Genomic DNA, 22,113 nt, shown 5'->3' with positions numbered 1-22,113 from the left:
CCACGCCGACGCCGATAACATCAATCAAAAGGCGATGTTCAAACCTGATGCAGATATAAATGGTAGTCTGTATCAGGTATGCAGCCCGCGACACGGAATAATTCAGCCTGCTTGATCGCGATAAAGGAACGGTGCAGATCAGCCCCCAGCGCATCCTTCAGAAAGTCCGACCCTTGGGCCTGCGCGATGGCGGCACGCCAGTCACCGGGCATGGTGCGGGCAAAGGGCGTCTCTTGGGTAAAGCCCTGATAATCGGCTGCCGGTCCCGGATCGATGGCATGCGCCATGCCATGCCGCATCCCGGCAAGGACGGTTGCACCCACCAAGTAGGGATTTGCATCAACCCCGGCGGGGCGATGTTCAACGCGCCTAGCCGTGACCGGTCCCGCCGGAATCCGTAACGCAACCGACCTATCGTTAACACCCCAAGTAGGCTGCACCGGCGCATAGAGCTTGGCCACGAACCGGCGCCAAGAATTGGCATGGGGTGCGAATGCCAGCATCCCATCCCCCATGGTCGCCGCCAGACCGCCGATGGCATGACTCAGCAGCGGATTGGGGGACACCGCGCCCTCATCCTCCGCGAACAGGTTGTTTCCCTGGCTGTCATTCAGCGATACATGCAGATGCATCCCCGATCCGGCATGCGCCGCGAACGGTTTGGCCATGAAACAGGCGACCATCCCCTGCCGTCGCGCCATGGCCCGCACCAGCCGTTTCAGCATCACCAGATCATCGGCAGCGCGCAGAAGGTCACGGCGGTAATGCAGGGTCAGCTCATATTGCCCCGGTGCATATTCGGAAATCAGGGTCTCCAACGGCAGACCCTGCACCTTCGCGGCCTGATAGACGGGCCCGAAAAACGGCTGCATCCCGTCCAGATCGTCCAGGCCATAGACTTGCACCTGCCCATGCCGCCGTCCGTCCAGCGCCATGGCTGCCGGGCGTGGGCGGCCATCGGGGCCGGGTTCGGCATCCAGAAGATAGAATTCCAGTTCGAAGGCCCCGGCAGGATAACGCCCGTCCGCTGCCATCGCGTCAATCTGGGCGGCCATGGCATGGCGCGGATCGGCCCCATGCGGGTGACCATCCAGGTGGTACAGGCTGACCAGAACCTGTGCCCGCCTGGGTGATGTCCAGGGCAGCGGGACCAGCGTGCCGGCGATGGGCCAGGCGCGCAGGTCGGCATCACCAACTGACCAGACCAGCCCCGTCTCTTCCACATCCTCCCCCGTCACATCCAGACCCAGGATGGAGGAGGGGAGGTGCCGGCCCTGTTTATAGAGCGCCTCCACCTCATGCCGGCGGATGATCTTACCGCGCCCGATGCCGTTGGCATCGGTCAGGACGATATCGACAGCTTCCACATCGGGATGTGCCGCCAGAAAGGCTTCGGCCTCTGCCCAGTCGCCGATGCGCGCCATCATGGGGTTTTGCCCTGTGCCAGAATGCCGGCCACTTCAGCAAAGGCGGTGATCAGGCGATCGACCTGTTCCCCCGTCGTGGCCGGACAGACCAGCATCATGTTGTGGAACGGCGCGATCAGAACGCCGCGATTGAGAAGCGCGAGATGGATGGCCTGTTCCAGTGGTCTCGCATGCGCCGCCTCCGCCTCCGTCCCATTGCGCAAGGGGCCGGGTGCGCAGATGAACTCTACCCGCGCACCCACCCGCACCACATGCCAGGGCAGACCCAGCCGATCAATCACGCCTGACAGCCCGGTTGCCAGATGCCCCGCCAGCGCCTCCATATGAGCATAGGCCGCGTCGGTCATCACCTGTTCCAAAGTCGCGCGCATGCAGGCCAGGGCCAGGGCATTGGCCGACAGGGTTGTGCCCATGCCGGAATGTCCCGACGGTGTCACCGCCCGCACGGCATCCAGCCGGCGCGCCACCTCGTCGGTGAAGCCCCAGACACTGGCCGCCACCCCACCCGCAACGGGCTTGCCCAGCACGAACATGTCGGGTTCCAACCCATACGCGCGCGTGTAGCCGCCGGGGCCGGTCGAGATCGTATGTGTCTCATCAATCAGCAACAGGGTACCCGTTTCGCGCGTCAGACGTCGCAGTGCCTCATGAAACCTCGGATCGGGCAGAACCATGCAGCAGTTGGTCAGCACCGGTTCGGTGATCACGCAGGCCACCGTTCTGTCGGAAAGGGCAGCCTCCAGCGCCGGCAGGTCATTAAATTCCACCACCCGCGTGCGTTCCGTCAGGTCGGTGAACTGACCCAGCAGGCCGGGGCGGTTGACAGGTGCGCCGTCAATCAGCCGCACGAATGTCTCATCCACCGCCCCATGGTAGCAACCATTGAAAACCAGAATTCTGCCGCGACCGGTCACGGCACGCGCCACCCGTAGGGCAAAGCGGTTGGCGTCCGTTGCCGTTGTCGCCACCTGCCAGTGTGGCAGGCCGAAACGGCCGCGCAGCAGCGCACCAACCGCCAGCGCATCATCGGTGGGCAACATATAGGTTAGGCCACGTCCCGCCTGCGCCATCAGGGCCTGGCGCACCGGTTCCGGCGAATGCCCGAACATCGACCCGGTATCACCCAGGCAGAAATCGGCCAGCACATGGCCGTCACTGTCGGTCAAGGTGGCGCCCTGTGCGCTCGTCACAAGCATCGGGAATGGCATGGGCCAATCCCGCATCCAATGCATTGGCACGCCTTGATAGAATCCGGGCAAGCCGTTACCTGCGCGTGCCGCGGCGTCAGGGTGGGCGGAAACGAAACGCACGCGTTCACTTGCCATCAATGCCTGGATGGTTTTCGCGGCTATGCCACCGGAACCGTCCATCATTCATTCCTCTCCCGCAATGTCCGACCCCGAATGTCGGGGCCGGGCAGGGCGGGCGTCAAGGGGCGCTTAAGTGTGCCTCAATGCGGGAACCAGATTCCGGCCACCTTGTGCAGCTTTTCCACATCCTCTATGGACAGCTCAACCCGGCGGCGGGAAAGGGTCATGCCATAGATCACGCCCTCGTCATCCTGCCGCAGGTAGAAGGCAATCGGACTGAAATTCAGGCGGTTGATGACCAGATCGCCAACATTGGCGGGCGCATTAGGATTGACCAGCAAGGTTGCACCGATGCCGATGGCGGGCGCGTTCGACAGATCATGGACTGTCACGGCGTAGGCGCCGGCGATACTGCGCATCTGCGGTGCGCGGGGGATCGTACCGGCACTCTTGGCATCCACCCCATCGCGGGCCAGATCGCGCCCTTCATACAGAGGCAATTCCGTGTCGGCCTTGTTCTCGCTCAGCATGGTGCGCAGCGGGCTGGCGGGCGACAGCATTTCCGTCGGACCGACGCCAAAAATCTTGGCCAGCCGGATAACGTGGTCCGGGCGGAAAGGCCGGACACCGTTCTCCAGCTTCGATATTTCGCTTTTCGACAGCCCCGCCGACGTGGCCAGAGCCGCAAGGCTCATCCCGCGTGAGGTGCGCATCATGCGCAGATGAACACCGTCATGATGTTGCACTTGTGATGTCTCCCCTGACAGACTTCATAGGAAACATACATCTTCAGTGTGGCGCGGAAAGGTCGTAGCTACCCCCCAAAGGGTTAGGTTGCTTTTTACTGAAATCCTTAATGGTTTTCTAACAGGCTGGAGGGCCGCGTAGAATTAAATTTGTATTATTATTTAATATCAATAAGTTGCCGCTGAAAGCCGGCCTACTCCCACCCCCATGGTAAGGTGCTGGGTGACAGCGACAGGTCCTGTTCCCAGCTACGAATCAGCGGGGCCAGCGACGGCAGGTAAAACTTTTGATATAGGGCAAAGAACCTATATCGATCCGGACTGATCAGTTGGCGGTATACAATGTTGTTGATGTCACTTTCCGTGGCGAAATAGTCGATGCTGGCGGTTGGCACAACGGTCTGGACATGGTTGCGCACCAACAACAGGCCGATCTGATCAATCCAGCGCGATACGGTCGGCCTGGACAGAGCAAGGGACAGATATTGGCGCAGAAAGCCTGAAAAGGCGCGGCCCGTTTCCGTCGGCGCGATCAACAGCAGGTTCGCCGTCAACAGGCTGCAGACCATTCGTGCAAAGTCATTACAGTTGAAAACGACGTCCGTGCCCTGCATGCGGTGCAGCAGGTCCCCCACGCCGCGCAGCAGCAGACAGTCGATATCGGCAACAAAGACAGGCAGATTGAGCGCGTGCAGAAGATAGTCAGCCTGTTCAAAGCGCACACTTTGGAAATGTGCGACCGGCAGGTTGGGAATCGGCGTCTGCGGATCGGCGATACACGTTGTCGTGACCTGCGACGGATCGAAATCATCACCTGTCAGGATCAGCCGGTCATCGTCGATGCCGATAACGTCTACTAATTCCCGCATTCGCGCCGCCCCGCCAATCACATGCACAATGATCAGCGCGGGCACATCAAGGTTGCGAAGGGCCGACAACACGAACAGCCGCGCATAGCGCCGGAAGTACCGCTCATCGGCGGCGACCAGCAGCACGGTTTGGGCGGAAAGTTCCTTGGCTTTGGCCTGTAAACCGGCGGGTGTGATCGGCAGTCCGCGTGCCGTCATCAACCTAGCCGGCGCCACCGCGGTTCCGGTCGGTACGGGACCCAACTCCTCCGCCAATCGTATGCCGCGTGACACTGCGTCGAAATGGGCGACCCAGGCATCTTTCTCGGCATTACCATCCGGCACATGGCTGGCGGCCAATTGCGAGGTGATGCCTGTCATTTCATCGACAAGGCGTTGATCCTCCGGTTCGGGGCGACCGGGACAGATCAGCAGATTAAGCAACTCAAGAATCAGCAACTGCCGGACCTGCGGTTCGACGATGGAGTTTGCCTTGCGCGCCAATGCCGTGACAAGGCGCCGGAAGGTCGGCCAATCCCGTTCATTTCGGGATTTGGTGGTCAGCAGATGTAGACACAACTCGTTATCGGGTCGCAGGGGCAGCAGCAATTGTGCGCATCGGGTTGCTTCCGTCTCACGGTTCAGCAGGACCATGGTCCGGGTCGCCACCTCCAGGAAGGGAGCATGGTCGGGTAGCAGGGTTGTCACCGGCACGACATAACGGGCCAGTTCCTCAAATCCACACTCGCTGAACAGGGTGGCGACACGCGGCAACACCTGATCCAGTACGGCAGAGACGAAGGGAAGGTGGTCGGTGAGTGAACCTGTGAGGTCCCGCACCCGGATGAAATCCTCCAGTGCCTCAACAAGATTGCCCAGGCTCTGATGACAGCGGGCCCGCAGGGCAAGAGGTTCAGCCTGCTCCGGGTTCAACATCACAAGGTGGTCGGCCATATTGAGCGCATCCGCCGTACGCCCCTCGGCCAGCAATCGCGTGGCCATGACCAACAGGCTCGGGGTCTGCGCACTGACAATGGCCTGCCCGTCGCGCAGGGCGATTGTATCCTCGCCCTGGATAGCGACGCGATAGCCCTGCGCCATCAACAGTTCAGCGGCGGTTCGGCGGTCCGCCAAGCTCAATCCCTCATGGCGGTAATGGATTACTGCCGGTCGCGCCCGCTTGAAATCGAAGGCGTTCAGAATATCCAAACCATAGCCATCGCTGTCGAACCGCAGAATGTCGACTTGCCGCACGCCCTGTTCACGGAACAGCGTATCAAGCCGGACAGCACGCACCATTGTCTGGTCAAGCAGCGAGGCCAAGAGGTCGCGGGCCGTCTCCTCTGCTGTTGCGCGCCCCAGAACAGAGATATCTGCGAGCAGAGATTCCTGAGCGAAGGTGATGACGGTTGCCAGATGGGGCGGCAGGATACCCCTGGAAAAGGCCTCTGCATTGAAAAACCAAAGCGGGCGCTGACCGTCGATGCCGGAGATGCTGGCATGAACCGCCTTGACGAGCGGCATCTCCTGGCTCTGCTGAACAAGCTGTTGATAGCGCGCAAAAACCGGCTCGATAATCAGGCCGGATAATCCGCGCCTGGCAATGTGGGAATGGAGCGGGTCGTTCGGAACCGGTGTGCAACCGCTGATCTGTACGAAGAAGGGTGATGACTTCCACAAGGTCAGGCTGGCAATGGCATCGGCAAGCAGATCATGGGTACCCTGGGACGCAACCGCCACGACAGACTCCTTGCCCCTGAATATCGGTCGATGCACGCCTTTGCCCCTGCGGACAGGTCGCGTGCCGTCCCGCAGATATAGCCTGCCAAAAGGGGATCTGTCGCCACAAAGCGGAACTGGACAGACGGCGGGGATAAGGGACGCTATGGGCATTCACGCACACTCGCTTGCGCCAAACCGCGCCTTGTCGTGCGCACGGTCCCGTGCCACCCTCCTTGCCAATAACCCAGGGAGGATCACTTGGTCGAGAAGCTGTACCATTTCATCGGCGGCGCCCGTGTTGAGGGCAAGTCTGGCCGTTTCGCCCCCATCTTCACCCCCATGACGGGTGAGATCTCTGCCGAGGTGCCGTTGGCCAGCACGGTGGAACTGGCCGAGGCCGTTGCCAATGCCAAGGCCGCCCAGCCAGCCTGGGCCGCGACCAACCCGCAAAAGCGCGCCCGCGTCCTGATGAAGTTCCTGGAACTGTTGGCCCGCGATTTTGAGAAGATTGCGCTGAAGCTGGCCCTGGAACATGGCAAGACCCTGCCCGATGCGCGCGGCGATATTCAGCGTGGTCTGGAAGTGGTGGAGTTCGCCATCGGCATCCCGCACCTGCTTAAGGGTGAATATACAGAAGGTGCCGGCCCCGGCATCGACATGTATTCGATGCGCCAGCCCTTGGGTGTCGTGGCCGGCATCACGCCGTTCAACTTCCCCGCCATGATCCCGATGTGGAAATTCGCCCCGGCCATCGCCTGCGGCAACGCCTTCATCCTGAAGCCGTCGGAACGCGATCCGTCGGTGCCGCTAATGCTGGCCGAACTGATGTATGAGGCGGGTCTGCCCAAGGGCATCCTGAATGTCGTCAATGGCGACAAGGAAGTGGTCGATGCCATCCTCGACCATCCCGACATCAAGGCCATCGGTTTCGTCGGCTCCACCCCCATCGGTGAGTATATCTATACTCGTGGCACGGCCAATGGTAAGCGCGTGCAGGCTTTTGGCGGCGCCAAGAACCATGCACTGATCATGCCCGATGCCGACCTGGACATGGTGGCCGATGCCTTGATCGGCGCCGGCTATGGTTCTGCTGGGGAACGCTGCATGGCGATTTCGGTGGCGGTGCCGGTGGGTGAGAAGACGGCGGACGCCCTGGTCGAACGGCTGGCCCCGCGCGTTCGCACCCTGCGCGTCGGTCCCTCCACCGATGAGAAGGCCGATTTCGGCCCGGTCATCACCCGCCAGCATATGGAGAAGGTGAAGTCCTATGTCGATATCGGCGTGCGGGAAGGGGCCGAACTGGTGGTCGATGGCCGTGACGTGAACCTGCAGGGCTATGAAGGCGGCTATTATGTCGGCGGCGTCCTGTTCGACCGCGTGACCACCAACATGCGGATCTACAAGGAAGAAATCTTCGGGCCCGTCCTGTCCATCGTCCGCGCACCGGATTACGAGACGGCGCTGTCTCTGCCCACCGACCATGAATATGGCAATGGCGTCGCCATCTTCACGCGCGACGGCGACACTGCCCGCGACTTCACAGCCCGTGTGGATGTCGGCATGGTCGGCATCAATGTGCCGCTGCCCGTGCCGCTGGCCTATTACACGTTCGGCGGCTGGAAGCGCTCGGGCTTCGGTGACCTGAACCAGCATGGCCCGGACAGCGTCCGCTTCTACACCAAGACCAAGACGGTGACGTCGCGCTGGCCGTCGGGCATCCGCTCTGGCGCGTCCTTCGTCATTCCGATCATGGGCTGATTGCCGCATTTGCGGTGATCGGGCGGCCCCGGCATGATTGTCCGGGGCCGCTGCCATTGGCCTATCTTCGACCATCAAGAACAGGATCGCCCGATGGATTTCGATCTTTCCGAGGATCAACGCGCCATCCAGGATCTGGCCCGCGGCTTTGCGGCCGAACATATGGCTCCGTTCGCGGGCGAATGGGACGAACACCATATCTTCCCCGTCGACACGCTGCGCAAGGCGGCAGAGCTGGGCTTTGCCGGCATCTATTGTTCGGAAGCGTCTGGTGGCACGGGCCTGGGCCGGCTGGACGCATCGATCCTGTTTGAGGAATTGTCGGCGGCCTGCCCCTCCACGGCCGCCTACATCTCCATCCACAATATGGCCGCCTGGATGATCGACACGTTCGGCAACGACGATCAGAAATCCAGATGGTTGCCCGACCTGTTCTCCATGGCGAAGTTCGCCAGCTACTGCCTGACCGAACCGGGGGCTGGCTCTGATGCTGCGAGCCTGCGGACCAGGGCCGAGCGTGATGGCGACCATTATGTCCTGAACGGGTCCAAGGCCTTCATCTCCGGCGGCGGGGCCTCGGACATCTATGTCGTGATGGTGCGCACTGGCGGGCCAGGGCCGAAGGGCATTTCCTGTCTGGTGGTGGAAAAGGGCACACCCGGCCTGTCCTTCGGCAAGCAGGAAAAGAAGATGGGCTGGAACAGCCAGCCCACGGCGCAGGTGATTTTTGAGGATTGCCGCGTGCCGGTCGCCAACCGTCTGGGCGCTGAAGGTGACGGCTTCAAGATCGCCATGAAGGGCCTGGATGGTGGCCGCCTCAACATCGCCTCCTGCTCCCTGGGCGGCGCCCGCGCCTGTCTGAATGCGGCCAGGGAGCATATGGAGGTGCGGCAGCAGTTCGGCAAAAAGCTGAGCGAGTTCCAGGCCTTGCAGTTCAAGTTCGCCGACATGGCAACCGAGCTGGAGGCCGCCCGCCTGATGGTCCATCGCGGGGCGGCGGCGTTGGATGCCGGCCACCCTGACGCCACGCTCTACTGCGCCATGGCCAAGCGCTTTGCCACCGATGCCGGTTTCACGGTCGCCAATGATGCGCTGCAGCTCCATGGCGGGTATGGTTACATCCGCGAATATCCGGTGGAACGCATCCTGCGCGACCTGCGCGTCCACCAGATCCTGGAAGGCACCAACGAGATCATGCGCGTGATCATCGCCCGCCGCCTGCTGGGTGGGGCATAATGCCAATCTACCAGAGGCTTGCCCTTTGGTAGATTGGAGGTCAGCGACTGCTGGCCCGGCGCACATGCGCCGTGAGCCAAGCCGCCGGATGGCGGCGCCCGGCGTCTGAGGGAACGAATATAAGAGGCGAGTAAATGACCGAGACCTACGAAAATATCCTGGTGGAAACCAAGGGCGCCGTCGGCATCATCCGGCTGAACCGGCCCAAGGCGCTGAACGCCCTGTCGGACGGTCTGGTGACCGACATGGAAAAGGCCCTGAACGCCTTTGAGGATGATGCCGCGATCAATGTCATCGTCGTCACCGGCTCTGAAAAGGCCTTCGCGGCGGGGGCGGACATCAAGGAGATGATGAATTTCTCCTACATGGACGCCTATCTGAACGATTTCATCACCAAGAAGTGGGGCCGTTTGGCCACCTGCCGCAAGCCGACCATCGCGGCCGTCGCCGGCTATGCCCTGGGTGGCGGTTGTGAGCTGGCCATGATGGCCGATTTCATCATCGCTGCCGACAATGCCAAGTTCGGCCAGCCGGAGATTACCATCGGCACCATCCCCGGTGCCGGCGGGACCCAGCGCCTGACCCGCGCCATCGGCAAGGCCAAGGCCATGGAAATGTGCCTGACGGGCCGCATGATGGACGCGGCGGAGGCGGAACGGTCGGGTCTGGTGGCCCGCGTGGTTCCCGTGGCCGACCTGATGGACGAGGTGATGAAGACGGCGGAAAAGATCGCCACCATGTCGCGTCCCGCCGCCATGATGGCGAAGGAAGCCGTGAACCGCAGCTTCGAAGCCACCCTGACCGAGGGCCTGCTGTTCGAACGCCGCGTCTTCCACAGCACCTTCGCCCTGGCCGATCAGAAGGAAGGCATGGCCGCCTTCGCCGAAAAGCGCCCGCCCAACTTCACGGGCAAGTAAGGGCTTATCGGGGGCGGGGAGGCCAGAGCTTCCCCGCCCCTTGCTTTTGTAGCGGTTGCAAGGCCACTACATCAGGCTTATCTGTTGCGCCGCAATATAATAGATCTGGGAGGATCACCCGTGAGCAGCTTGAACGACGTCGTCATCGTTGCCGGTACCCGCACCGCCATTGGCGGTTTCGGCGGCAGCCTGAAGGATCATGCGCCCGCCGAGCTGGGCACGCTGGTGATCAAGGAGGCCGTGAGCCGCGCCGGTATCGACGCCGCCGATGTGCAGCATGTCGTGATGGGCCAGGTGATCCCCAGCGGCCCGCACGATGCCTATCTGGCCCGCGTCGCCGCCGTAAATGCTGGCGTGCCGGTGCAGGCCCCGGCCCTGACCCTGAACCGCCTGTGCGGGTCAGGCGTACAGGCCATCATCTCCGCGGCCCAGATGATCAAGCTGGGCGAATGTGACGTGGCCGTGGCCGGCGGGGCGGAGAGCATGAGCCGCTCCCCCCATGTCATGCCGTCGGTCCGCTGGGGCCAGCGCATGGGCGATGCTGCCGTGGTCGACGCCATGGTCACCGTCCTGACCGATCCGTTCCACAAGATCCATATGGGCATCACGGCGGAAAATGTGGCCGCCCGCCATGAGATTGACCGCGCCGCCCAGGATGCGCTGGCCCTGGAAAGCCATCGCCGCGCCGCCCGTGCCACCGCCGAGGGCCGGTTCAAGTCGCAGATCCTGCCGGTGGAGGTGAAGGTCAAGGGTGGTACCAAGCTGTTCGACACGGATGAGCATTTCCGCGCCGACGCTACCGAGGCCGACTTCGCCAAGCTGAAGCCCGTCTTCAAGAAGGACGGTTCTGTCACCGCCGGCAATGCATCCGGCGTCAATGACGGTGCCGCCGCTGTGGTCCTGATGTCCGCGACTGAGGCCGCCAAGCGCGGGACCAAGCCGTTGGCACGCATAATCAGCTGGGGCCATGCCGGTGTGGAACCAGAGGTGATGGGCCTGGGCCCCGTCCATGCTGTGCCCATCGCGCTGGAACGCGCCGGGCTGACCGTCGCCGATATGGACGTGATCGAAAGCAACGAGGCTTTCGCGGCGCAGGCCTGTGCCGTGTCCAAGGTGCTGGGCTTCCCGGCGGACAAGGTGAACCCCAACGGCTCCGGTGTTTCGCTGGGCCATCCGGTGGGTGCCACTGGCGCCATCATCACCGTGAAGGCGCTGTATGAGCTGGAACGGATCGGCGGTCGTTATGGCCTGATCACCATGTGCATCGGCGGCGGCCAGGGCATCGCCATGGTCATCGAACGGCTGTAACTGCACCTGCCTGTCGGTTATTGTTGGCCCACCTCGCTGAATGGCGGGGTGGGCCATTTCATTTCGGTCCAGTAATAATCAAGACAAAGGTTGGGTCCATGCGCATCCGTAATATTCTGGCATCCCTGTCCCTGCTGCTGTCCCTGCCCGTCGCAGCAGCCCCGGCGGATGATTTCCTGGCCAGCCTGCGGCCACATTGCGGCAAGGCCTTTGAGGGGATCATCACCACGAACGAAAGCGGGGCCGCCAATGATCCGTTCGCGGGCCAGCGCCTTGTCATGCATGTCCGCGATTGCAGCAAGTCTGGCGAGGTCCGCATCCCCCTGCATGTGGGCGAAGACCGGTCGCGCACCTGGATCGTCACCCGCACGGCTACCGGCCTGCGCCTGAAGCATGATCACCGCCATGCTGATGGTACGGAGGACAAGCTGACCCAATATGGCGGCGACACCATCGCCCCCGGCACTGCCGGGCGCCAATCCTTTCCCGCAGATGCCTTCTCCCGGACCCTGTTCACCGACAACAAGCTGCCGCCCGGTGCGCAGCAGAATGTCTGGACCCTGGAACAGGGGCAGGGGACCTTCACTTATGAACTGGCCCGGCCCGGTCGCGTCGTGCGCATGGTCTTCGACCTGACCAAACCCGTCGCCGCTCCGCCGGCGCCGTGGGGGCATGAGTGAGGCTTCCAAGGCGTCCCCGGACGCGCTAGGAAGGATCGTTCACCCCAGAAGGAAAGCCCCATGGCCCAGGTCACCGTTATCGGTTCCATCAATTACGACATCCTGTCCACCATGGAACGCGCGCCCAAGGCGGGGGAGACGGTGAATGGCCAGACGGTGCAGTTGATGCCGGGCGGCAAGGGCCTGAACCAGGCCGTCGCCGCCCGACAACAGGGTGTGCCCGTGTCCTTTGTGGGCAAGGTCGGGCAGGACATGTTCGGTGACCGTATCCTGTCCTTCTTCGCTGAAAAGGGCATCGACGCTACCCATGTGGGGCGGTCGGCGGATGAGGCGACGGGATCGGCCCTGATCCTGGTGGATGCGACGGCGGAAAACCGTATCGTGGTCATTCCCGCCGCCAACAAGCAGATCGTGCCCGCCGATGCCGATGGCCTGACCGTCTCGCCCGGCGACATCCTGGTCAGCCAGTTTGAGGTGCCGCGCACCACCATCGCCGCCCTGTTCGCCAGGGGCCGTGCCGCCGGTGCGCGCACCCTGCTGAACGCCGCACCTGCCTTGGATGACGCGCCCGACAGCCTGTGGACCGATACCGACATCCTGGTCGTGAATGAGACGGAGCTGGGCCATTTCGCGGGCGTGGAACTGTCGGGCGACGCCGCGGTGGCCGATATCGCCGCCACGGCCCGCCGCCTGCTGCGCCGCCCGGATCAGGTGATCATCGCCACGCTGGGCGTGCGCGGGGCCCTGGCCGTCACCACGGACAGCGAAACCCTGGTACCGGGGCGCAAGGTGGTGGCCGTGGACACGACGGGGGCGGGTGATTGCTTTGTGGGCAGCCTGTCGGCCCGGCTGGCGGCGGGGGATGATCTGGCAACCGCCATGCGCTATGCCAATGTCGCGGCTTCCATCGCCTGCACGCGCATCGGCACCGGTACCGCCATGCCTGTCGTTGAAGAGGTACGGGCCGCCCTGTGACGCGAAATCACTTGGGAAACCGGGCCTTGCTTGGCTAATCTAGGAACCTTGATCCATCCGGGAGGGCCGGGCCATGAGCGACACCTATGTCACGCTCAAGATCCGTGAGGCATTGAAGGCCGCACAGGGCAGCCGCAGCCAGGCGCAGCGTGTGCTGATCGCCTGGGCGCTGGATGACGAACAATTGCTGCGCGGTCTGTGCAAGCCGTTCCTGAAGGCCATTGCTGGCAGCGCCGTGGACCGGGTGGCCCGTGGCGGTTCCATCACCACGGCAGCCCCGGCCCCCGGCCAGGGCGTGGTGCGTGCAGCGCGTCCATCCACCGGGCCGAAGAAACTGTCGCCCCAGATGATGGATGCCATCATCGCCCGCATGGGCACGGGCGGTGGTGGGGCAGCACCCGCACCCGACGATGGACAGGAACAGGCCGACAATCTGAAGGCCCTGGCCGCCGCCTTCACCCAGCGCAAGAAGCCGTGATGCGGCGTCCGGCGGCTTTATTGATACTGTGCCTGCTATCCGCCCTGCCGGCCCGCGCACAGCAAGCCGAGGCGCGGGAGGCGGCACAGTCCGCCAATTGCAAGCCGACCAAGCTGGAAGTCATGAAGCAGGTCACGGGCCGCATCGCGGAGACGATCTATAAGGTCAGTTGTGCGGCACCGAAGGACAGTTTCGTCCTGATCCAGTGCCGCGACCGCACCTGCGCGGTGATGCGCTGACCTGAACCCGAATCAGCCGGTGAAATAACGGCGCGTTTCGTCACCGGCCGGGAAAAGCCGTACCGCCTGTTCCAGCATTTCGGCATCCAGGGTGCCCAACGCAGGTAGTCCATCGCCGCCGATCAGCATCGGGGCGCGGAACCATTCAACCCCGTCCACCAGTCCTGCCTTCAGGAATGAGGTAGCCACAGCAGGCCCCCCCTCCACCAGCAGCCGTGTGATACCCTGACCGGCCAGGGCGGTCAGAGCGGCGGCAATGGGCAGGTGGCCAGTTTCATCGCGATCAACCCGCAGGATGCGGACCCCAAGCGCCTCCAGGTCCGCAGCTCGGGGCCCGTCTGCGTCCGCCAGCGTCACCACCCAGGTAGGCGCCACGCTGGCAGCACCCTGGGCCAGCTTTGCGGTAGGCGGCAGGCGCAGATGACTGTCTAGCACCACGCGCACGGGGCTGCACCCCTCCAACCCCGGAAGCCGGCAAGTCAGTTCGGGATCATCGGCAAGCGCCGTGCCGATTCCGACCAGGATGGCATCATGATTGGCGCGCAGCAGGTGGCCGCGCGCCCGGCTGTCGGGGCCGGTGATCCATTGGCTGTGTCCGGTCGAGGTGGCGACACGGGCGTCCAGGCTGGTGGCCAGTTTCAGAGTGACGCCGGGGCGGCCCTTCAGGATGCGGCTGATGAATCCGGCATTGACCGCCTGTGCCTCTTCCGCACAAAGCCCGACATCGACCTGAATGCCGGCCTGCCTTAGCCGACGGATACCGCCGCCCGAGACTCGGGGGTCCGGGTCCTCGCACGCCACCACGATACGGGCGATGCCGGCCTCGATCAGCGCCTCTGAACAGGGCGGGGTCTTGCCATGGTGGTTGCAGGGTTCAAGGCTGACATAGACGGTGGCGCCGCGTGCTGCATCACCGGCCTGGGCAAGGGCCTGCGGTTCCCCATGCGGGCGACCGCAGGGGGCAGTGACGCCCCTGCCCACAACCTGTCCATCCTTCACCACGATGCAGCCGACCGACGGATTGGGCCAGACACGGCCAAGATTGCGTCGGGCCAGGGCCAGGGCGGCGCGCATATGCGCCGTATCATCCGTGCTGAAAGACGGGGCCGCGTCAGTCACGCCATCCCCGCTCAATCGTTGTCTTCGGGCCGCAGCTTTTCAACGAAATCGTTGAAATCCGCCGCCTCGCGGAAATCGCGATAGACGGACGCGTAGCGGATATAGGCGACCTTGTCGATGCCGGCCAGTTGGTTCATCACCATCTCACCGATCTGGGTGGAGGGGATTTCGGTTTCCCCGCTGCTCTCCAGCTGCCGCACGATGGAGTTCACGACGCGGTCGATCCGGTCGGCATCCACAGGCCGCTTGCGCAGGGAAATGCGCATAGAGCGCAACAGCTTCTCCCGGTCAAACGGTTCCTTCTGACCGGATGCCTTCACCACATAAAGCTCACGCAGCTGCACCCGTTCGAAGGTGGTGAAGCGGGCGCCGCAGGCCGGGCAGAAACGGCGACGGCGGATGGCGGACCCATCATCGGTGGGACGGCTGTCCTTCACCTGGGTATCGTCATTCCCGCAGAACGGGCAGCGCATGAAACCCCTCCAGAATTATTATGGTTGCCAAACAAAAACCCCGGTTCCGGCATGAGGCCGAAACCGGGGTTTGTCAATCACAGCGTCGGGTAGATGGGGAAGCGGCGGCACAGTTCCTGTACTCGCGCGCGCACCCGGCCCTCTGCCGCTGCATTGTCACCATTGCTGACCGCCAGGGCGTCCAGCACCTCCACGATCATGTCGCCGACCTGGGCGAATTCGGCGGTGCCGAAGCCGCGCGTGGTGGCCGCCGGGGTGCCCAGACGCACGCCGGAGGTCACGAATGGCTTTTCGGGGTCGAACGGCACGCCGTTCTTGTTGCAGGTCATACCGGCATTTTCCAGCGCATGCTCGGCGGCCTTGCCCGTCAGCTTCTTCGGACGCAGGTCGACCAGCACGATATGGCTGTCGGTGCCGCCGGACACGATGTCCAGGCCGCCGGCGATCAGACGCTCGGCCAACACCTTGGCATTGGCGACGACATTGGCGGCATAGGTCTTGAATTCCGGACGCAGCGCCTCACCGAAGGCCACTGCCTTGCCGGCGATGACATGCATCAGCGGGCCGCCCTGCAGGCCAGGGAACACGGCGGAATTGAACTTCTTGCCCAGGTCCAGATCGTTGGACAGGATCATGCCGCCACGCGGACCGCGCAGGGTCTTGTGCGTGGTGGTGGTCACGACATGGGCGTGCGGCAGCGGCGAGGGGTAGACGCCGGCGGCGACCAGACCCGCATAATGGGCCATGTCCACCATCAGATAGGCGCCAATCTCGTCCGCGATCTTGCGGAAGCGGGCAAAGTCGATCTGGCGCGGATAGGCGGAACCACCGGCGATGATCAGCTTGGGCTTATGCTCCCGCGCCTTCGTCTCGACATCATCATAATCGATCAGATTGGTATCACGGGTCACGCCATAGGACACGACCTTGAACCACTTGCCCGACTGGTTGGCAGGCGCGCCATGGGTCAGGTGACCGCCGGCGGCCAGATCCATGCCCATGAAGGTGTCGCCGGGCTGCAAAAGCGCCATGAACACGGCCTGATTGGCCTGCGCGCCGGAATGCGGCTGAACGTTCGCATATTCACAGCCGAACAGCTTCTTCGCGCGCTCAATGGCCAGCGTTTCGGCGATGTCGACATATTCGCAGCCGCCATAATAGCGCTTGCCCGAATAACCCTCGGCGTACTTGTTGGTCAGAACCGAACCCTGGGCCTCCAGCACGGCGGTGGAGACGATGTTTTCCGAGGCGATCAGTTCGATCTGATCCTGCTGCCGGCCCAGTTCCTGACGCAGGGATGCGTACAGTTCGGGATCGGCATCGGACAGCTTGTCGGTGAAGAAACCCTGGATGCTCATGTTCGTCTGGTCCTCTGGTACCGGTCGGGCGTCTCGTTGATCGTGCGATTCACGCCTCAAATGCAAGCATCCGAGGCGACCGCACTTTCAGCCCAACATTGCGACACGGCGGGCATGACGACCGCCTTCGAATTCCGTAGTGAAGAAGGTGGCAACACAATCCTTCGCCACCTCCACGCCGATGGTGCGCGCGCCCAGGCACAGCACGTTGGCATCATTATGCAGGCGGGTCAGTCGGGCCTCCGTCGGCGTGTGGCACAGGGCGGCGCGCACGTGGCGGTGGCGGTTGGCGGCAATCGAAATGCCGATACCGGTGCCGCAGATCAGCACGCCAGCATTGGCCCGCCCATCGGTCAGGGCCGCAGCGACAGCATCCGCAAAGCTGGGATAATCCGCTGACTCCGGCCCGTTGGTGCCAAGGTCGAGGACCGTGTGACCGGCTGCGCGCAGTTGTTCGGCCAGGATGGCCTTCAGTTCCGGGCTGGCATGATCGCCGGCAATCGCGATGGTCTGGATACCCATAATCCACCCTCTCCGGGCAAGGAGGCCCGGCACCCCTGGAAACAGAGAAGCGACCCCATCATTAGGGGGTCGCCGACGCGCAGGACCCTAGCAGAAGTGTCGCTGCCACACCAGTTCCCGCCCTGGCCCATGAAAGCAGCCCGGCCTTGCCCCCGGCGCGCGCCTGGAGCAACCGTTGCAGGCTTGAAAGTAATGGTACAATAGAAATAATTGAAACAGATTGACGGCAAATCCTATGGAGGCATCTTACCCTGTGGTTATCCAACGCCATCACCGGAAATGAAGGTAATTTGATAAATATTGACAATTGCTGAAAAATCCATTGTTCGCCGGGTTCGTCTATTTAGACTAATATCCATTGGCCAAGGCGTTGTCACAAAAAGCGAAATCAGTGACTTGTGATGTTTCGTCAACCATAGACTGATATGATAAAAGCAATCCAAGTAAAAAACTTTCTCGTTTTCAACGGTTCCGTGTTGACATGCGGACGCACCCATGCGAAGCGTCCGTTCATAGTTGATTAACCGTTCAGGAATGTTGGGTGCAATGGAACAGCAAGGGAATGAGGTGTTGACGGGGGATCTGCTGCGTATGACGGCGGAGATCGTATCCGCCTATGTCGGCCAGAATACGCTGCCGACGCAGCAATTGCCGGAGGTCATCAACGCCGTCTATGTAACCTTGACGGGGCTGCAGGGCGTTCCTGCTGAAGTACCGCAGGAACCAATGCGTCCTGCCGTGCCGATCAAGAAGTCGGTGACGCCGGAATATATCGTCTGTCTGGAGGATGGGAAGAAACTGAAGATGCTGAAGCGGCATCTGCGTTCCACCTACGACATGACCCCGGAAGAATACCGTGCCAAGTGGGGCCTGCCGCCTGATTACCCCATGGTTGCGCCCAATTATGCGGCACAGCGGTCTGAATTCGCGAAGAAGATCGGTCTGGGTCGGGGTGATACGCGCAGCGCTTCCCGCCGCCGGGCCTGACCTGCCAGGGTTTCCATAAGAGAAGGCCGCGCGGGATACTGCCCGCGCGGCCTTTTTGGTCTCAGGACTAGCCCTTGCGCAGCACGTAATTCAATTTGGCCAGGGCGTTGCGAGCCAGAACGGTCTTACCGGCACTGGCCGGCCCCTGAATGATAACCTCGGTATTGGTGGCCGGGTCGATGGCGCTGACCCGTACGATATTGCCGACCGGGTGGAATTCGATCAGCACATCCTTTTCATTCAGGGGCGGCCGTGGCATGGCGGCGGCCCGCGGTCAGAGCGGCCCCGACGACGCATAAGCGCCGTAGGACAGGGAGGAGGTCCAGAACCGCTCCAGCGTGCGCATCGTCTCGTTTGCGCGCGTCAGTTCCTCCGCCGACAGCCCGGACTTGTCCAGCGCATCAACCTGACGAGAGAACAGTTCCGAAATCCGGTCGCGCAGTTTCAGACCCTTGTCGGACAGGCGGACACGGACGGAGCGACGGTCATGCGTGGAACGTTCCTGCGTCAGGTAGCCGTTCTCATGCATCTTCTTGACGTTGTAAGAAACGTTGGAGCCAAGATAATAGCCCCGTGCCGTCAATTCACCGACGGTCAGCTCATCATCGCCGATATTATACAGGATCAGACTTTGGACATTGTTGATGTCCTGCATGCCAAGACGGTCCAGCTCGATCTTCAGCACTTCCAGGAAATGGCGATGCAGCCGCTCGATAAGCAGGATGCTGTCATAATAGGGTTGCCGCAATGCCATCTCCATTGGTCCCATGCGCCCGCGTGCGTGAAACTTCACCGGCAATAACGACCGCCTTTTATCACGAACCGGGCCTGTGACTAGTCAAAAACCATACTCCGTTCGGGGAGGCGGCGCGTAAAATAACCGAATTCCGTAACAATGTGCCAGAAAACCCATCGGGCGGCGTGTATGTCACGCGCCGCGCTTCGCGCCCAGCTTGGCGCGGGCCATGTTCAAGGACACGGCAAGGGCCTGTCCGATCTGGCCGCCATCACCCTTGATATCGTCACGCACCAGAACATGCATGGCGTCGATATGCAGGCCGACAACGGCCAGCTGCGCCACGCTTGGGTTGGGGATGGGCACCAGGAAATGGTTCAGTGAGTTGGCGAAATCAGAAAGAAGATCATATCCGAAGGTCTTGCCCAACGTCATGATACCGTCGCTGACCTTGATCACCCGCTTCAGATGGGTGGGGCGGTTATCGACGTCGGTCATGGCGCGGCGATAGGCGTCCTGCAATTCCGTAAGATCGACGCGTGTCTGGGCGATATGGGCATCGGACATGCGGGCGACGTGTGTGCTGGCGCGTGCAAGGGCGGCCGGGTCGATCATGCCCGGCTTTCCATCGGCGGAGCCGCCCACCTTCTCGCGCAGCTTGTTCGGCCGCTTAATGATCTCGACTGCCGGCACACGTGCGTCGGGCTTCAGATTGTCATTCATGCGCTTGCCCGCTGGGCCTCGGCTTCCGCCGGAACCTCAGCCCCCCCATCAACATTCTCAGCGGGATTCTCCACAGAACCACCCTGGCTGTCGATAACCATGTGAGCGCCTTCGTCAACAACCCGCACATCTTCGGGGCTCATCAGGCGGCGATCGGCACCATCATGGGGCAACGTCTGGCGCCGGCGGTCAGGTCCGAAATAATTCGGCGCCCGCACGAAGGATCGCGGCTTGTCGATGATGGCGAGAAGACGGCTGGCCACATTGATGACCGACATGGGCTTGGCCAGATATTCCGTCACGCCGCTGTCGCGGGCCAGACGCACCGCCGCCTCATCGGCCTCACCGCTCATCATCACAACGGGCAGGAAACGGATCTTGTCGCTTTCATGTTCGCGCACCCATTTCAGCAAACCGATCCCATCCATCGGTTCCATCAGGTGGTCGGCGAAAATAATGTCCACATCGCGGCCCGCGGTGCTGTCCATCTGGGCGGAAACGTCGAGGATGGCCATTGCCTCCTCCCCGTTATCGGCCTGCAGAACCTTGCCGATTCCCAGCGCCTTGAAGATCGTGACCATGATGGAACGCACAAAGCGGTTGTCGTCCGCGATCAGCACGGACAGACCGTCGAACCGATAATATTTGCCGCTGGAGGGTGGTTTTGACATCGGGTCAGACGTTCCGCGCAAGACCGCCCCGTGCGGGGCGTGCCGTTACAGCTATCGTCATCCCGACGGCGAATGCAAGCACAGAGAGTATCACCCAAAGCATAAGTTCAGCCTTTGCCAGAGTCTCGGCATTTAAATTGGTTGATATTTATATAGGGTTAACATGATCATCCATGCGTTGGTAACCATGCTACCCTGCGTGGGAAGGTCAGTTTCCAGTAAAATTGATTGGCGTAAACAAAACATTAAACAAGCAATGAATACGTTTGCGGAAGGCCAGCATGAACGGGACTGTCGCGATAGTTGAAAGTCAGCGCTGGACGGAAAGCGCCAATGCTTGGGATCATTGGGCCGATGGCATGGCCAACCCCGCCGATCGGATTAATCAGCCGCTTCTCGACCTTGCCGGTGCCCCGCCGGGCTCACGGGTACTGGATATCGCCGCCGGAGTGGGTGAACCATCCCTGACCCAGGCCCACCGGATCGGTGCCGATGGTCTTGTCGTGGCCTGCGATCTGGTTCCCGCCATGCTGTCGGGACTCGGGCGGCGGGCCAGGGGGCATCCGCATCCGCCCCATTCTGTGGCCGCCGACATGACCATCCTGCCCTTTGCCGATGCTGGATTCGACCGGGTTCTGTGCCGGTTCGGTCTGATGTTCGTGCCTGACCATGAAGCCGCCCTGGCGGAGATGCGCCGGGTCCTGCGCCCAGGCGGGGTTGCCGCCCTGGCGCTCTGGGGGCCACGGACAGGGAACAGCCTGTTCGACCGTCTGGGGCGCCTGCTCTCCCGCGAATATGGGGAGAGGGTGGATGCCTTGCTTTCCCCACTTTTCCGCTTCGCTGACCCGGGAAACCTGCTGCGACAGGCTGAAAACGCCGGTTTCCGCCATGTCCGGGCGGAGACATTGATACTAAACACCCCTGCCAGGGCAGACCATCCCTTCTGGCTGCCGACATTGGAGATGGCGTTCAGCCCCCTTGTCGCCCCGATGCCACCCGATCAGCGCGCCGCCCTGCATGCCCATATCGCCGCTGATTTCGCCACAGCGACGGATGAGCAGGGGCGGTTCCACGTTGATATGGCGGTTAACCTGATCCGGCTGCAAACATGATTAACGGAATGTTATATATCAATTCGATGCATCACTTGACTATGGTCAGGCAGGCTCTATCGTGCCGGCACTGTCAGACAGGTGTGTGATGATTGATGTAAAGACCTTGTGCCTCGGTGTGTTGAGCCGTGGCGATGCTTCCGGCTATGAAATTCGTAAGGAATTCGAAGAAGGTCCGCTGAGCCATTTCAGTGATGCGGGCTTCGGGTCCATTTATCCGGCTCTGAAGCGGCTGCTGGATGAGGGCCAGATCGTGATGCTGCCGCATAATGGTGATGGCCGGCCCGACAAGAAACTGTACCGCATCACGCCCGCAGGGCGGCATGCGCTTTACCAGGCACTGATCAAGACGCCTTCGGCGGACAAGCTGCGGTCCGACCTGATGTTCATCCTGAGCTTCGGTCACCTGCTGCCGCCGCGTCATCTGGACCGGATCATTGGTGACCGGATCAGCGATTACCGTCAGATGATCGCGACCCTGGAAGTGGAGGGCAGCACCGCCCATCGCACGCCCGGCGAACGATTCGTGGAGGGAATGGGTCTGGCGATCTATCGCGCTGTTGCCGGATACCTGGAGGAACACCGCCATGAGCTGGTGGCGGCCGCGTTGATGGAAAGCCAGGTCGCCTGAGCACATTCTTTAGTTATGCCCCCTTCCGCCGCAGATGCGGAACGGGGCGACGGTGGCGGGCACATGCCGTGGGGATGCAGGCCATCAACCTGCGTCAGCATCCCATTAACCCCATCCCGCCATGCGCTCCGCGCATC

Annotated in this window: 23 protein-coding genes; 11 read left to right on the top strand and 12 right to left on the bottom strand. The window is 62.2% G+C overall.

Features of this window, described 5'->3' with window-relative positions; all coding sequences use genetic code 11:
* Window positions 1–38 precede the first annotated feature (38 nt).
* The 4 genes from ACT6Q8_RS24625 to ACT6Q8_RS24610 all read right to left on the bottom strand — a co-directional run bounded on the left by ACT6Q8_RS24625 (window position 39) and on the right by ACT6Q8_RS24610 (window position 6,071).
* Complete coding sequence (locus ACT6Q8_RS24625) at window positions 39–1,427, bottom strand: glutamine synthetase family protein (RefSeq protein ID WP_444735149.1); 1,389 nt, start codon at window positions 1,425–1,427, stop codon at window positions 39–41.
* Window positions 1,424–2,797 (bottom strand): aspartate aminotransferase family protein, encoded by a 1,374-nt coding sequence (locus ACT6Q8_RS24620; protein ID WP_444735162.1) that lies wholly within the window; start codon window positions 2,795–2,797, stop codon window positions 1,424–1,426. Before ACT6Q8_RS24620 ends, ACT6Q8_RS24625 begins: the two co-directional genes overlap by 4 nt.
* An 80-nt stretch (window positions 2,798–2,877) precedes the next feature.
* Window positions 2,878–3,483 (bottom strand): helix-turn-helix domain-containing protein, encoded by a 606-nt coding sequence (locus tag ACT6Q8_RS24615; protein ID WP_444735148.1) that lies wholly within the window; start codon window positions 3,481–3,483, stop codon window positions 2,878–2,880.
* Between the two features lie 194 nt (window positions 3,484–3,677).
* Entirely contained in the window at window positions 3,678–6,071 is a 2,394-nt protein-coding gene (locus ACT6Q8_RS24610; RefSeq protein WP_444735147.1) for an FkbM family methyltransferase, read from the bottom strand.
* A 240-nt stretch (window positions 6,072–6,311) separates the two neighbouring features.
* Here ACT6Q8_RS24610 and ACT6Q8_RS24605 point away from each other — a divergent pair, with 240 nt between their 5' ends.
* The 8 genes from ACT6Q8_RS24605 (at window position 6,312) to ACT6Q8_RS24570 (ending at window position 13,644) form a co-directional block, all read left to right on the top strand.
* A complete protein-coding gene (locus tag ACT6Q8_RS24605) occupies window positions 6,312–7,811 on the top strand; it encodes a CoA-acylating methylmalonate-semialdehyde dehydrogenase (protein ID WP_444735146.1) in 1,500 nt (499 codons plus the stop codon).
* 93 nt (window positions 7,812–7,904) lie between these two features.
* On the top strand, window positions 7,905–9,047 hold the full coding sequence (locus ACT6Q8_RS24600; RefSeq protein ID WP_054168224.1) for an isobutyryl-CoA dehydrogenase: 1,143 nt from the start codon (window positions 7,905–7,907) through the stop codon (window positions 9,045–9,047).
* A gap of 134 nt (window positions 9,048–9,181) precedes the next feature.
* Complete coding sequence (locus ACT6Q8_RS24595; protein ID WP_444735145.1) at window positions 9,182–9,964, top strand: enoyl-CoA hydratase; 783 nt, start codon at window positions 9,182–9,184, stop codon at window positions 9,962–9,964.
* Between the two features lie 129 nt (window positions 9,965–10,093).
* Entirely contained in the window at window positions 10,094–11,272 is a 1,179-nt protein-coding gene (locus ACT6Q8_RS24590) for an acetyl-CoA C-acyltransferase family protein (protein ID WP_054168197.1), read from the top strand.
* A 98-nt stretch (window positions 11,273–11,370) separates the two neighbouring features.
* The gene (locus ACT6Q8_RS24585; protein WP_444735144.1) at window positions 11,371–11,952 is read left to right on the top strand and encodes a hypothetical protein; all 582 of its coding nucleotides are present in this window, start codon (window positions 11,371–11,373) and stop codon (window positions 11,950–11,952) included.
* A 60-nt stretch (window positions 11,953–12,012) separates the two neighbouring features.
* Window positions 12,013–12,927 carry a ribokinase gene (locus tag ACT6Q8_RS24580; protein WP_054168195.1) on the top strand — a complete coding sequence of 305 codons (915 nt, stop codon included), beginning with the start codon at window positions 12,013–12,015 and terminating at the stop codon, window positions 12,925–12,927.
* A 73-nt stretch (window positions 12,928–13,000) separates the two neighbouring features.
* A complete protein-coding gene (locus ACT6Q8_RS24575) occupies window positions 13,001–13,405 on the top strand; it encodes a hypothetical protein (protein ID WP_054168194.1) in 405 nt (134 codons plus the stop codon).
* A complete protein-coding gene (locus ACT6Q8_RS24570) occupies window positions 13,405–13,644 on the top strand; it encodes a hypothetical protein (protein ID WP_444735143.1) in 240 nt (79 codons plus the stop codon). Before ACT6Q8_RS24575 ends, ACT6Q8_RS24570 begins: the two co-directional genes overlap by 1 nt.
* Window positions 13,645–13,656: 12 nt before the next feature.
* Here the strand turns inward: ACT6Q8_RS24570 and ribD are convergent, their stop codons facing one another.
* The 4 genes from ribD to rpiB all read right to left on the bottom strand — a co-directional run bounded on the left by ribD (window position 13,657) and on the right by rpiB (window position 17,116).
* Window positions 13,657–14,763: a bifunctional diaminohydroxyphosphoribosylaminopyrimidine deaminase/5-amino-6-(5-phosphoribosylamino)uracil reductase RibD gene (gene ribD, locus ACT6Q8_RS24565; protein ID WP_444735142.1), complete on the bottom strand. Its 1,107-nt coding sequence runs from the start codon at window positions 14,761–14,763 to the stop codon at window positions 13,657–13,659.
* A gap of 11 nt (window positions 14,764–14,774) precedes the next feature.
* Window positions 14,775–15,236, bottom strand: a complete 462-nt coding sequence (nrdR, locus tag ACT6Q8_RS24560; protein WP_054168191.1) for a transcriptional regulator NrdR — start codon at window positions 15,234–15,236, stop codon at window positions 14,775–14,777.
* A gap of 77 nt (window positions 15,237–15,313) precedes the next feature.
* Window positions 15,314–16,594 carry a serine hydroxymethyltransferase gene (gene glyA / locus ACT6Q8_RS24555; RefSeq protein ID WP_444735141.1) on the bottom strand — a complete coding sequence of 427 codons (1,281 nt, stop codon included), beginning with the start codon at window positions 16,592–16,594 and terminating at the stop codon, window positions 15,314–15,316.
* Between the two features lie 87 nt (window positions 16,595–16,681).
* Window positions 16,682–17,116, bottom strand: a complete 435-nt coding sequence (gene rpiB, locus ACT6Q8_RS24550; RefSeq protein ID WP_444735140.1) for a ribose 5-phosphate isomerase B — start codon at window positions 17,114–17,116, stop codon at window positions 16,682–16,684.
* 546 nt (window positions 17,117–17,662) lie between these two features.
* Between rpiB and ACT6Q8_RS24545 the strand changes: the two genes are divergently transcribed.
* Window positions 17,663–18,103: a MucR family transcriptional regulator gene (locus ACT6Q8_RS24545; RefSeq protein ID WP_054168188.1), complete on the top strand. Its 441-nt coding sequence runs from the start codon at window positions 17,663–17,665 to the stop codon at window positions 18,101–18,103.
* A gap of 67 nt (window positions 18,104–18,170) precedes the next feature.
* On the opposite strand, the gene ACT6Q8_RS24540 is transcribed toward ACT6Q8_RS24545, so the two are convergent.
* From ACT6Q8_RS24540 to ACT6Q8_RS24525, 4 genes are all read right to left on the bottom strand, one after another.
* Window positions 18,171–18,362, bottom strand: a complete 192-nt coding sequence (locus ACT6Q8_RS24540; RefSeq protein WP_054168187.1) for a DUF6898 family protein — start codon at window positions 18,360–18,362, stop codon at window positions 18,171–18,173.
* 15 nt (window positions 18,363–18,377) lie between these two features.
* The gene (locus ACT6Q8_RS24535; RefSeq protein ID WP_054168223.1) at window positions 18,378–18,851 is read right to left on the bottom strand and encodes a MarR family winged helix-turn-helix transcriptional regulator; all 474 of its coding nucleotides are present in this window, start codon (window positions 18,849–18,851) and stop codon (window positions 18,378–18,380) included.
* A 180-nt stretch (window positions 18,852–19,031) separates the two neighbouring features.
* On the bottom strand, window positions 19,032–19,562 hold the full coding sequence (locus ACT6Q8_RS24530) for a hypothetical protein (protein ID WP_054168186.1): 531 nt from the start codon (window positions 19,560–19,562) through the stop codon (window positions 19,032–19,034).
* The gene (locus ACT6Q8_RS24525) at window positions 19,559–20,233 is read right to left on the bottom strand and encodes a response regulator (RefSeq protein WP_054168185.1); all 675 of its coding nucleotides are present in this window, start codon (window positions 20,231–20,233) and stop codon (window positions 19,559–19,561) included. Before ACT6Q8_RS24525 ends, ACT6Q8_RS24530 begins: the two co-directional genes overlap by 4 nt.
* A gap of 281 nt (window positions 20,234–20,514) precedes the next feature.
* Here ACT6Q8_RS24525 and ACT6Q8_RS24520 point away from each other — a divergent pair, with 281 nt between their 5' ends.
* Together ACT6Q8_RS24520 and ACT6Q8_RS24515 are read left to right on the top strand one after the other, a co-directional pair.
* Window positions 20,515–21,345, top strand: a complete 831-nt coding sequence (locus ACT6Q8_RS24520; RefSeq protein WP_444735139.1) for a class I SAM-dependent methyltransferase — start codon at window positions 20,515–20,517, stop codon at window positions 21,343–21,345.
* Window positions 21,346–21,433: 88 nt separating this feature from the next.
* Window positions 21,434–21,976, top strand: a complete 543-nt coding sequence (locus ACT6Q8_RS24515; RefSeq protein WP_054168184.1) for a PadR family transcriptional regulator — start codon at window positions 21,434–21,436, stop codon at window positions 21,974–21,976.
* The last annotated feature ends 137 nt before the right edge of the window (window positions 21,977–22,113 follow it).

Source organism: Niveispirillum sp. (genome assembly GCF_052437035.1).
Classification (GTDB): Bacteria; Pseudomonadota; Alphaproteobacteria; order Azospirillales; family Azospirillaceae; genus Niveispirillum.
Note: the sequence above shows the minus strand (reverse complement) of the source record. Positions and strands in the feature narration are given on the sequence as shown.